Annotated in this window: 12 protein-coding genes; 8 read left to right on the top strand and 4 right to left on the bottom strand. The window is 56.9% G+C overall.

What is annotated here, in order from left to right:
- The coding region (locus QZ189_RS08935; RefSeq protein ID WP_296421569.1) for an RtcB family protein at positions 1-496 on the bottom strand (496 nt) is incomplete at its 3' end.
- A 163-nt stretch (positions 497-659) separates the two neighbouring features.
- On the opposite strand from QZ189_RS08935, the gene QZ189_RS08940 reads away from it, so the two are divergent.
- On the top strand, positions 660-1,127 hold the full coding sequence (locus tag QZ189_RS08940) for an Hsp20/alpha crystallin family protein (RefSeq protein ID WP_296421570.1): 468 nt from the start codon (positions 660-662) through the stop codon (positions 1,125-1,127).
- A gap of 58 nt (positions 1,128-1,185) precedes the next feature.
- Here QZ189_RS08940 and QZ189_RS08945 read toward each other — a convergent pair whose 3' ends face one another.
- Positions 1,186-2,175 (bottom strand): sensor domain-containing diguanylate cyclase, encoded by a 990-nt coding sequence (locus tag QZ189_RS08945; protein ID WP_296421571.1) that lies wholly within the window; start codon positions 2,173-2,175, stop codon positions 1,186-1,188.
- A gap of 737 nt (positions 2,176-2,912) precedes the next feature.
- Between QZ189_RS08945 and QZ189_RS08950 the strand changes: the two genes are divergently transcribed.
- Together QZ189_RS08950 and QZ189_RS11160 are read left to right on the top strand one after the other, a co-directional pair.
- Entirely contained in the window at positions 2,913-3,458 is a 546-nt protein-coding gene (locus tag QZ189_RS08950) for a hypothetical protein (RefSeq protein ID WP_296421572.1), read from the top strand.
- Positions 3,459-3,632: 174 nt separating this feature from the next.
- Entirely contained in the window at positions 3,633-3,863 is a 231-nt protein-coding gene (locus QZ189_RS11160; RefSeq protein ID WP_363155625.1) for a hypothetical protein, read from the top strand.
- A 70-nt stretch (positions 3,864-3,933) separates the two neighbouring features.
- Here QZ189_RS11160 and QZ189_RS08955 read toward each other — a convergent pair whose 3' ends face one another.
- The gene (locus QZ189_RS08955; RefSeq protein WP_071778007.1) at positions 3,934-4,776 is read right to left on the bottom strand and encodes a sigma-70 family RNA polymerase sigma factor; all 843 of its coding nucleotides are present in this window, start codon (positions 4,774-4,776) and stop codon (positions 3,934-3,936) included.
- 49 nt (positions 4,777-4,825) lie between these two features.
- Positions 4,826-6,031, bottom strand: coding sequence for a cyclopropane fatty acyl phospholipid synthase (cfa, locus tag QZ189_RS08960; protein WP_296421573.1), 1,206 nt, complete (start codon positions 6,029-6,031; stop codon positions 4,826-4,828).
- A gap of 1,018 nt (positions 6,032-7,049) precedes the next feature.
- On the opposite strand from cfa, the gene QZ189_RS08965 reads away from it, so the two are divergent.
- The 5 genes from QZ189_RS08965 (at position 7,050) to QZ189_RS08985 (ending at position 11,130) form a co-directional block, all read left to right on the top strand.
- Positions 7,050-8,453 (top strand): glycosyl hydrolase family 57, encoded by a 1,404-nt coding sequence (locus QZ189_RS08965; RefSeq protein WP_296421574.1) that lies wholly within the window; start codon positions 7,050-7,052, stop codon positions 8,451-8,453.
- Between the two features lie 34 nt (positions 8,454-8,487).
- Complete coding sequence (locus tag QZ189_RS08970) at positions 8,488-9,096, top strand: sigma factor (RefSeq protein ID WP_247478996.1); 609 nt, start codon at positions 8,488-8,490, stop codon at positions 9,094-9,096.
- Positions 9,097-9,163: 67 nt separating this feature from the next.
- A complete protein-coding gene (locus QZ189_RS08975) occupies positions 9,164-9,859 on the top strand; it encodes a DNA-binding response regulator (RefSeq protein ID WP_247478997.1) in 696 nt (231 codons plus the stop codon).
- A gap of 533 nt (positions 9,860-10,392) precedes the next feature.
- On the top strand, positions 10,393-10,809 hold the full coding sequence (locus QZ189_RS08980; protein ID WP_247478998.1) for a sigma factor: 417 nt from the start codon (positions 10,393-10,395) through the stop codon (positions 10,807-10,809).
- A 9-nt stretch (positions 10,810-10,818) separates the two neighbouring features.
- Positions 10,819-11,130 carry a hypothetical protein gene (locus QZ189_RS08985; protein WP_296415334.1) on the top strand — a complete coding sequence of 104 codons (312 nt, stop codon included), beginning with the start codon at positions 10,819-10,821 and terminating at the stop codon, positions 11,128-11,130.
- The last annotated feature ends 25 nt before the right edge of the window (positions 11,131-11,155 follow it).

Raw genomic sequence — 11,155 nt, forward strand, 5'->3', positions numbered from 1 at the left:
ATTGAAGATCCTCAAGAAAACCCCAACCCTCCTCTACAGCCCAATGGGCTCCACTTCGCAACATCAGATCAAAAGAGTCTTGATTGCAATGGGCGAGACCACGTTGAATCAATCCTGCAGCTAGTCCCGATTGCAACGTTTCAGAGAGGGACTCAAGCTGTGGCTCAAGTTGCGAGAGTTGGAGCCCCGTCTTTAGGCAGCGAACGCCGTAGGCATGATCAAGGTGAATATCACCAGAAAGGATCGCACCGCCATGATTGGCATCGAAACCGACAACACAGCCGTTGGGCATTGCAAACCCTGGATGGGCATCGGGAAGCAGAGTCACAGGGGTTGAAAGACCAGGCAATTGAGACAGAGTCCAAGCCTGCTCAAGGACCTGAGGATGCATGCGGAGAAGGCACTGCTGGTCGCCATAGGCGATCAATGGGAACGAACCAGCATCGGAATATGACCAGCAGTACTGGTCGATCTGCTTCCAATGAGTGAGATCCACCAAAGCCGTCCAACCAACACATGGAAGAGTGATCGAAAAGCAGTGACTAAAATGTGTACGCAACACATCAGAAGCAGATTAGGGCAGGTTCTGCAGCAGATAAGCGAATAGCTGAATGAGATTCGTAATCGAGAATTAGCCTGGTCAGGCAAATACTTGCATCTTGGAGGAACAAGTGGATCTGACCAAGTGGGATTCATTGATGGACATTGAGAATATCGTTGATCGCGCTCTGAATTGGTCGAACGCACGATTCACACCTGCACTACCACTGGGCGGGTTTGGACCACGCGTGGATATCCATGAAAGCGACGACAGCTATATGATCAAGGCCGACATGCCAGGCGTAGACAAGGAAGCACTGTCGGTGGGCATCGAAGGGGAGATGCTGACAATCCAAGGCCAGCGTGGACGTGAAAGCTTAGAAGGCCGGTCTCGGATTCACCGCCTTGAGCGATATCATGGCACCTTCAGCAGAAGCTTTTCGTTACCGGAAGATGCAGACGGCAATACCGTGAATGCTGTTTACGAAAATGGAGAGTTGACCGTAACGATTGCCAAGAAGAGTGATGTTGAAAAGCCTAGAACACAGAAAGTTCCGGTGACAATAGGAGAGTCAAAGCATCCATAGAGTTCATCGTCAAAGCGAGTGGCCGATAGTCAGAAACCATCGGCCACTCCATCGATCGTCAAATAATCCGAACGATCTGGTTTCTGCCATTTCCTTTGGCCATTGACAGAGCCTGATCAGCACGACCGAAGAGATCCGCAAATTCATTGTCGTTTGGAGAGAGGCTGACGAGACCTCCACTGATTCGTGGCCGGTAATCAGAATGATCGAAGATGCCCGGAAGGATCTCAAGATCATGTCGTATTGATTCGGACAGAGCAAGAGAATGACACTCATCGGCGTTCACAAACAAAACCGAGAGCTCTTCGTCAACAATCCGTCCGAATAAGTCTTCGATTCGCAGATGCTGCTTAACGGAATTACAAACGTCAAGAAGGACCTGATCCGCAGCCTGGTGCCCCCAGCGATTGTTCACTTGATTAAAGTTATCGATATCAAGATTCAGAAGAGCCAGGGGTATGTCGTTACGACGAGCCCCCTCCAGTTCGATTGATGCGAGGTGGAAAAAGCTATTGCGAGTAAAAAGATGGGTGACAGGGCAAAGCAGACTCTGCTGACGGAGTTCAATCTCACGCATGACAAGTTCAGCCATTTGCTGCAACATCGTCTGCTGATGATCATCGAATGGACGAGAGTCACGGTCAATCAGACAGAGCGTGCCAAGCCTATGCCCATCAGGAGAGAGCAAAGGTGCGCCTGCATAGAAGCGGATATAGGGCTCTCCTAAAACCAGTGGATTATTCGAAAAACGATCGTCCTGAAGTGCATCGGGTACGAGCAAGACTGAATTCTGGGTGACGGCGTGTGCACAAAAAGCAGCTTGCCGTGGGGTCTCCGTAGCGTTGAGACCATAACGTGCCAGAAACCATTGGCGGTTCTGATCAACGAGGGAGACCAAAGCGATGGGCACCTGAAACACGTCAGCGGCTAGCTTGACTAACCGCTGAAGATGTGGATCAGGTGGGGTATCAAGGAGGTCATGGCGTTGAAGATCGCGCAACCTCTGATCCTCATCAACTGGCATGGGAAAGTCGGGATAAGGGGTCATCGTGAGCCACTCTCATGAAGGACCCCGCCAGCAACTGAGCGGGTCATGTCTAAAAAAAAGACACTCAGAACAAGAAGAGAAGGCCATTGAGATAGGCCTAGCAACTGTGGAGTAGAAGCAAACTGCAGTACAGGTTTATCCGAACATGAGAGATCCACTGCTGCGAAGGGCCTGAAAGGGGTTAATCGCACGACATGCGCAGACAGCATGGCTTGATTCTCCAGTGATGAAGTGCAAGAGGAGTCGACCTCATTGTTGAGAGTCAAGGGAAGTCGGAGCGTGGAGATCAAGACGCTGGGTTATCAGATCAACAAGGGGTAAGTACGGCATACATTCAATATGTTGATTCAAGAGCCGATAACGTAGTGCGTCAGATCAGCAGCAGATCGGGAGAGAGGACAACAAGATAAAGTGAAGATAAATGCAATAGATCACTTACTTTGACTACAGAGTGAAAGCCAAGGGGAGCAATCGCAAGAATGAGGAGGCAAAGGTGCGCCAGGATGAAGCAAGCCACATCGACTAGGCCTCAGAATGCACAATTGCGAGGTAGGTCGCAGCAACTTTGCAGCAGTTCCGCAGAACTAAGCAGAAGGAGTACGCAGTAGGACACGAATAGATCCGCTAATTTTGTTGTGGTGCTGGCAATTGACATTGTCTCCAAGCCGCTAAAGGTTCCGACTTCTGACGGTGATCTCAATGCTGTCCTACAGCAGCCCGTACGAGCCTTAGGACTGGTGCTGCTGGTTCATGGGCCTGGAGGCAAGCGGCAGATGTTTAGAAGCAGAAAGGTCGGAAGAGCGCTAGCCGAACGGGGGTTATCAACGCTTCAGGTCAATCTCCTGCTGAATGCGGAAGGGCATACGAACGAGATTCCATGGGATCTGAACGTACTGACAGATCGCTTAGTCAGCACGCTCCAGTGGATCGGTCGAAATCAAGAGCTCTCTGCACTGCCTCTTGGGCTACTGGGAACAGGCAGCGGTGCAGCAGTCGTCATTGAGGCCGCAGTGAGAGAGCCAGGGAGAGTTGCCGCAATTGTCAGTTGTGCTGGCCGTCCTGACTTGGCATTCGAGTCATTGGCCAAACTGGAATGCCCGATCCTACTTTTAGTAGGCAAGCTGGATGTGGACCTGTTAGAGCTGAATGCCTGGGCCACGACTTTCTTAAGGGCTAAGCACGAACTGGCCGTTCTCCAAGAGATGAGCGGTCTTCTAGCGGAACCCAAAGCGACGGAGTTAGTCGCAGACTTAGCAGCAGAGTGGATGCTGCAGGAAATGTGATGCACGGCGTTCGTCTCCGCTCTGCAGCAGATATGCGAAACAAACGAGGTAATTACCTGCAACCCGGATCAGACTCTTGCATTAATCTTGGTATAGAGAAACAATCATTTCTCTTTACCCAGTCTTGCTCAATCCTTCAACATTAAATTCCAAATGAATGACCGTATTCGCGTAATGCAGCGTCAACCCCGGCGCATTTCAATTACGTTGAGCTATAATGTTCACGAGGATTTATTGAATCGCTCAGAGGAAGAGGGTCGATCAGTATCAAACCTGTGCGCTTTTCTATTAGAGGAGTCCCTGAAAGGTGCTCATCAACAAAGAGTGCCAAACCAGCCTCAAACCCATCCAGCGAGCCAAGCGCTCAACGGAATGCGGCCTCAGTTGAAAGCTCGTTCCTATTAAACACAGCTTGCCCCGGCTACCTTCGTAGCCGGGGCTTCTCTAGGGAGACTCAGCCGATGAGGCAGCTCTCCTAACCAATAGGGAAGAGGACTGGGGTCAGTCTGGTCCTGAGCTTTGCAAGAGCTTTTCGCTCAAGTCTTTGGACCTGGTCTTTTGTGCGTCCAATCGTTCTTGCCACCTCGGCGAACGAAGGTTGGTCTTCTGCGCCATAGCGCAGCTTAATAACATCTGCCTCTGGGCAAGACAGATGCTGCATCAGGCTATACATCCATGCGTAGTCGTCGTGAATTTCGATCTCTTCTTTATCGGTTACGGTATCGAGAATCGTCATTGCGCCGTCGGCACTTGCAATTTGCTGATCAAGAGACAAGGTGTTGCTACGGTAGTGCACATTGATTGCATGAAGCAAACGCTGAGGCGACTCATCCAAGAGGCGGGCCATCTCATCAACAGACAAGTATGTTCTGCTATTGCTTTGCATAGAAGCTGCACGCGTCGCAAGATTAACAACATTCACTGGGAGACGGATACTTCCATTGTGTTCTTGCAAATAGCGATGAATCGACTGGCGGATCCACCAATAGCCGTACGTAGAAAACTTGTACCCTCGACTAGGATCGTATTTCTCAACTGCTCTTAGCAAGCCAAGATTGCCTGCTTGCACAAGATCCATGGAATCGAAACCAAGATGCTGTAGGCGTCTTGAATAGCGCATTGAGACGGTGACGACGAGCCGCAGGTTTGCTGTAACGATCCGCTTTAAAGCCCTGCGTCCTCTGCGCTCGAGGGCAGCAGAGGGCTTTTCGTCATCCTTCCATTGCCTGACGATCGTTCCCAGATGAACTTCCTCTTGAGGGGTCAAAAGGGGGATACGACCGATTTGACGCAAGTAGTCACCGAATGCATCACTCATACAAGAGAGGATGAAGGCTCTACATCCTCATCCCTTAGGTTGAGTGCATTCAATTGATGCAGCACTCTTGCCCAGAGTCTGCTGCATCTTGCGGCGAAGATGTCGAGATCCATTCATCAGAACTTGGGCGAATGGATCGATAAGTGCTCTGTCGGTCAGCTCTGCTGAGAACCAATTGCCAGAGCTGTCCCTGCCTTGATCGGAAGTACCCCGCACAACTCAGCAAGTAGTAGCGCCAGAAGCGGTAAAAGTCTTGCCCTATCTCCTGACAGAGTCTTGGCCATGCCAATTCAAAGTTCTCCCACCAAGAGAGAAGAGTACGCTCATAGTCCTGTCCGAAAGATTCCCAGTCCTCTATCAGCAGAATCCCTTCAAGTCCCTTGCAAAGTTGCATTGCCGAGGGGAGTCGTCCTCCAGGAAAGATGTGAGTATCTATCCATCGATCGGTGCGATGAGTCGTTGAAGCAGAACCAATCGTGTGCAACAGCATCAGCCCCTCTGGGTTCAGGCAATCGTTCATCGCCTGATGAAATGTCCGGTCATTACGACGTCCGACATGTTCAAACATGCCTATCGACGCCACCTTGTCAAAGGGTTCAAGATTGAGTTGAGGCAAACTCCTGTAATCACAGACTCCGACTGTGATTGGAGTATCAGAGAACTTCTCTCGAATATAGCTTGCCTGTCTGTTGGAAATAGTGATCGCTACCACCTCTGCTCCGTAGTGCTGTGAGGCGACTCGAGCTAGGGCACCCCATCCACAGCCGACATCAAGCAGACGATCACCCGGCTTGAGTTCTAGTTTCTTACAGACAAGGTGCAACTTTGCCTCCTGGGCATCATCGAGATTGGTGGCATGTCGCCAATATCCGCAGCTATAGGCCATTGAGGGACCAAGCATCGCTTCGTAAACGCGTGGATCAATGTCGTAGTGGCGACGCCCCACTCGTAGTGATTGAGTAATTCCTTGCGGATTTAGAATCTGATCAGACAACCATTGAATGGATTCAAACAGCCTTCCCTGAAGAGCGAGAGGACGATTCGCACCCGACTTCAGGAGGCGGGAGATCATTTCACTTAAGTGCTCGCAGTCCCAGTCGCCACGCACATAGCCATCACCAAGGGCGAGCGAACCATTTCTCAAGAGTTCTCCATAGAACTGTCTCCGATGCACCTGAAGATCCCAGGGACGGTCGCCATTAAACTGCACATCAGCTGCACCAGTGGCGGCAAGCAGGGTGGCAGGAATGGCCATGAACTCTGATCAAGAGCTCCCAGGTAATCCAGGGTTTGTGCTGACGTCTGACTGAGGATCTGATCTGCTGCACGATCCAGTCAGATTGCCGCAGGCACCCGCATACTGCTATTTCGGTGCATTGTTGATTGAATCAAGGATCAAGAGCACAGGCCTCTTGACTTGTATGACATTCATCTGCCTGTAGAGGCATCGTTGGCAGAGTCGTTTCTGAACCTGCCAAAACTGATGCTTACAATCACGCCAATCAACTGAATTGCTCCATTTGAGCAGCATCGCAGATCAAAAGGAGATCGTGGAGCGAGAGAACAGATTGGCAGATGCCAATGAACCCTAAGACAAAGATAGAACGAGCGATAACCCAGAGGCTGAACACTGAGGACTGCCGCACTCCGCCTCATTAAATGCACAGTTCCACTGGTTTTTGAGCTCGCGATCGCTTCCATGCATACCGTCGCTAATACCCATCCAGACGAACAGAATGCGGCACCTAGTCACAGTTTGAGTCTTGCGTCGTCAGTTCAACCCTCCAACGCACTCCACTGCCAATTCCTCCATGCCTTTACGCCATCGCTGCGTCAGAAGCTTTGTCCGCTGCGTCCGCCTAGATCCGTCTGAATGGCTCTTGATGCTCGCCCTACTCCCCTGGAGCTTGACGAGGCCGGCATTGGCAGCAGTTCCGCCTGTCTTCGGAATGGAATTGGCACCCAACGTTGGAGTGAGTGCCGGCCCGGGGCATTCCACTGTTTGTGAATCTTTCAGGAGTGAATGTGGATCACAGTGGAGATGTGGGCCGAGCAGCTGTGCTGTCACTGACCTGGGCTGGACGCTTCAGAACGGCAACCTTCTAAAGAGGACAGAAGACAAAGCAGCGAATGCACCATCGCTGGTGATCCAGAGCTAGTGATGAAACAGAGAACCTGAAGGCAGCCGGGGGTCCCCTTCTTTCACTCTGTCGTGACTGAAACCCAAGCCCAGCACCAAAACCGCCTTCCAGACCTCTCGACCTCGTCCTTTCATGCAGGAACCCAGGCTCTGCGGCCAAGAAGCCGCGATCCGCGCCGCCATGGCCGAGCCCGGGACCTACTGGCGCGAGCACTCGACCCTGCAGCTCGATCAGCTGCGCTCGGGCTTTGCCTGCGCGCTGCACATGCACCAACCGACCATCCCGGCGGGCTCTGGCGGGGAGTTGATCTCCCACCTCCAGTACATGTTTGAGCACCCGGGGGAGGGCGATAACCACAACGCCGAGCCCTTTGCCCAGTGCTACCGCCGCCTGGCCGATCTGATCCCCCAGCTGATCGAGCAGGGCTGCAACCCGCGGATCATGCTCGACATCTCCGGGAATCTGCTCTGGGGAGCCGAGCAGATGGACCGCAGCGACATCACAGATGCCTGGCGCCACCTGGCCTGTGATCCCGAGATGCAACGGCACGTCGAGTGGCTCGGCACCTTCTGGGGCCATGCCGTCGCCCCCTCGACTCCGATCCCGGATCTACGGCTGCAGATCGAGGCCTGGCAGCACCAGTTCGCCTCAGCCTTTGGCCTGGAGGCCCTGCAGCGGGTGCGCGGCTTCTCCCTACCGGAGATGGCCCTGCCCAATCACCCCGACACCCTCTTCGCCCTGGTCGATGCCCTGCAGCAAGCCGGCTACCGCTGGGTTCTGCTGCAGGAGCACAGCGTCGAGACCCTCGCTGGCGGCCCCCTCAGTGAGGCCCAGAAGTATCTGCCCAATCGCCTGATCGCCCGCAATGGCCAGGGCGAGCGCCGCGAGATCACCGCCTTGATCAAAACCCAGGGCTCCGACACCAAGCTGGTGGGCCAGATGCAGCCCTACTACGAAGCCCTCAGCCGGGATCGCCTCCCCCTGGGAGACATCAGCGTGCCGTCCCTGGTCTCCCAGATCGCCGATGGCGAAAACGGCGGCGTGATGATGAACGAATTCCCCCAGGCCTTCCTCCAGGCCCACCAGCGCAGCGCCGCTGAGCCGGGCACCGCCGCCATTAACGGCAGCGAATACCTCGAACTGCTGGATTGCGACCCCGCCGCCTTCCCCGCGATCCAGGCCGCAGGCCAAGCGGAACTGCTCCAGGGACTCGGGGAGCGCTGGTCAGCGCAGCAGCTGCAGGAGCGCATCGACGCCGGCTGCAACGTCGAGGGGGCCTCCTGGACCAACGACCTCAGTTGGGTCAAGGGCTACGAGAGCGTGCTCGAGCCGATGCAGCAACTCAGCGCCGCCTTCCACCAGCGCTACCCGACGGCCCTCCCCAGTGATCCCAGCTACCAGCAGGCCCTGCTGCACCTGTTGCTGCTGGAGACCAGCTGCTTCCGCTACTGGGGCCAGGGCACCTGGACCGACTACGCCCGCGAGCTCCATCGCCGCGGCCAGGCGCTGCTGAGCCACTCCAGCCAGAGCGCCTAAAAGCGGGAACACTCCAACCAGCTGGAGTGTTCCCATGCATCCATCCGTTCGCCAGTGGCTTGAGCGCAGCCGTCGCCATGCACCCCTGCCAGAGCGCACGGTGCTGGAGCTGGCCCGCACGATTCAATGCTGGCAGCAACATCCAGCCGGTCCCGCCCAGGCCCCGAGAGCGATTCAAAAGCGGGGCCTGCGGGCGCGGGATCGACTGGTGCGCCACAACCTCGCCCTGGTGGGATTCACCTGGAGAAAGCAACACAGCGGCCTGAGCCCTGAGGATGCAGCAACGGCCGATGCCCTGCAGGAGGCGGCCCTGAATCTGCTGCGGGCCGCAGAGAAATTTGACCCAACCCGGGGCTATCGCTTCTCCACCTACGCCAGCTTCTGGATCCGCCGCGGATTGCTGCGGTTCTGCCAGCGCAACCGGCGCTGCATTGCCTTCCCCCGCGAGCAGGCCGCGCTGGTGCTCAAGGCCGAGCAACTCAGTGAAGAGCGCATGCGCTGCAATGGGATTGGCCCCAGCCTGAGCTGGCTCGCCGCCCAGCTGAGCACGAGAAAACAGCCCATCGCTCCAGCGCAATTAGAAGCCTTGATCCGCAGCTGGAATCACACCCAGACCTGCTCCATTGAGGCCTTCGCTTTCTAAGTCAAATCCAAAGGATCAGCCCCTCATCAGCCATCGCCCCTAGAGCAAAGAGGGTGAACAAGGGGCCGTGAATCCGGCTGTACTCCGCCAACAGATTCAGGCGCTGCAGCGGGCCATCAGCACTCTGCAGCAGGACTGGAGCATTGCCGTCTGCGCAGCGGATGAACGGCTGATTGGGATCGTCTGCCTACTGCTCGATCGCTGCGACTTTGCTGCGGGGTCCATCGCAGAACTGCTGGCCCTGCCGCTGCCCAAGCAGCAGAAGTTGCTGCTGATTTGTGATGACGAGCTCGCCGATGGCGGCGCCCTGGAGTTGATCCAGCGCCTGCCGCAGGCCACGGTCCTGGTCTGCCTCGATGCCGCCATTCCGCAGGAACGCCTGGCCCTGCTCTGGCGCAGCGGCGCTGCGGGACTCTGCTGCCGCCAGCACTGCGGCGGCGGTCGTCTGCTCCAGGCGGTGCTGATGCTGATGCGGGGGCTGCAATCCCTCGATCCGCTGTTAGGGGAGCGGCTGCGCGGGCAACCACCGCGGCTGATCCCCCTACAAGGCAACGAGCAGCACCTGCTGGAGCTGCTCGCCCGCGGTTTCAACAGCCGGGAGATCGCGGCGCTGGAGCAACGCCGCAGCGACACCATCCGCCGTCAGCTCAGTGCGCTGTACCGCAAAGTCGGTGTGCGAGACCAGCGCGCCTTGCTCGCCTGGGGGCTCGGACAGGGCCTGGTGCGCCCCCGCGACCTGGCCTGCCGGACACCAGATCACTGAGCCGCCCGGCCTCCAGCACCGGCAGCAGGTCCAGCAGCTTGAACTGATCGCTCCGGCTTGGGAGCCATTCCGCCAGCACTTGGCGATCCCCCAGCGGCACCGGCCGGGGCAATGGCAACAGCCGCCCCAGGATCGGTAGCCAGCGCCCCTCAGACCAGGGTTCAAAGCAGCTGATCTCAGCGAGGGCGCTGATCGCCTCGGCCGCGGGAGCGAGCGCCGCCAAATAGAAGAGCGTTGGCAGCTTCTCCACCGGCAGGGGTAAAGGCAGCCACATCCCCCGTTCACAGGCGATTGCCATCGCCTGGTGGTGGTGGGCCGTCAACAGCAATTGGGTGGCCATGGGTTTCGGTCTCTCTGGGCCGGTTCTGGCTGCTGCCCGGCCCCCGGCGCCGCCCACAGCCGTGGCGCGTTGTTGCACAGCTGTGGGGAGCGCCCAGACGTCACTGGAGTCTTTCGGGCTCAGACGGCTCTGGTCTTTCGCCTTCTTTCGGTATTGGCCGGCGCGGGTAGCCTCCCGCACCTGTTTGAACGCCATGCCCACTCGCCTCAGCTCCGAGCAACGCCGTTTTGCCTGCCAGCACCTCGGTCTCGCCCACCAACAAGCCCACCGCTATGCGCGGCGCTGGGGCATGCCGATCGAGGAGCTACTCAGCCCGGCCTACGAAGGGCTCTGCAAAGGAGCAGCCCAGTTCGATGCCGCCAAGGGCTATCGCCCCTCCAGCTACCTGGTCAGCAAGGTCAAAGGGGAGCTGCTGCATCACCTGCGCGACACCGGCTTCGCCGTGCGCATCAGCCATCGCTACCGCGAGCTCTGGGTCAAGGCCCGCCGCTGGCTCGAGCTGGACCTCAGCGACGCCGAGATCGCCATCCGCCTGGGGGTGCCCCTGGCCCTCTGGCTGGACTGCCGCCAGGCCTGCGGACTGCGCCCCGGAACCCTTGAGGGCCTTTGACATGGACCCTTGCGACTCCAAGACCTCACCCACCTGCTCACAGGACTGCTGCCCCTCTTCAGCCAGCGGCGCCCAGCCCCCAGCCCCCGCCGCCGCTCCTTTGAGCAGGGGGACTGGCTGGCGGAGCTCGAGCTGCTGCAACTGGCCCAGGAACTCAAAGCCCTGGCCGATCAACGCGGCGGTTTTGAAGCCGAGCTCTTCGATCTGATGGTCTCCATCGCCGATGTGCTCGAGCTCGACCACGGCTGGCCGCGCAGTCAATCCAACCAATGGCTCGTGCGCATGGGCCTGTGGGAGGAGGACCTCTCCGACGAGGCCTAAAGCCCCTCGCAGTGCTGCAGGCTCA

This window comes from Vulcanococcus sp. CPBay_Sum15L08_68, assembly GCF_017855895.1.
Lineage (GTDB): Bacteria > Cyanobacteriota > Cyanobacteriia > PCC-6307 > Cyanobiaceae > Vulcanococcus.

Bases quoted from the DNA above. Each gene is read 5' to 3' on its own strand.
- QZ189_RS08945 (WP_296421571.1), bottom strand. From the start codon at position 2,175: ATGACCCCTTATCCCGACTTTCCCATGCCAGTTGATGAGGATCAGAGG.
- QZ189_RS11160 (WP_363155625.1), top strand. From the start codon at position 3,633: ATGCAGCGTCAACCCCGGCGCATTTCAATTACGTTGAGCTATAATGTT.
- QZ189_RS08955 (WP_071778007.1), bottom strand. From the start codon at position 4,776: ATGAGTGATGCATTCGGTGACTACTTGCGTCAAATCGGTCGTATCCCC.
- cfa (WP_296421573.1), bottom strand. From the start codon at position 6,031: ATGGCCATTCCTGCCACCCTGCTTGCCGCCACTGGTGCAGCTGATGTG.
- QZ189_RS08965 (WP_296421574.1), top strand. From the start codon at position 7,050: ATGCAGGAACCCAGGCTCTGCGGCCAAGAAGCCGCGATCCGCGCCGCC.
- QZ189_RS08970 (WP_247478996.1), top strand. From the start codon at position 8,488: ATGCATCCATCCGTTCGCCAGTGGCTTGAGCGCAGCCGTCGCCATGCA.
- QZ189_RS08980 (WP_247478998.1), top strand. From the start codon at position 10,393: ATGCCCACTCGCCTCAGCTCCGAGCAACGCCGTTTTGCCTGCCAGCAC.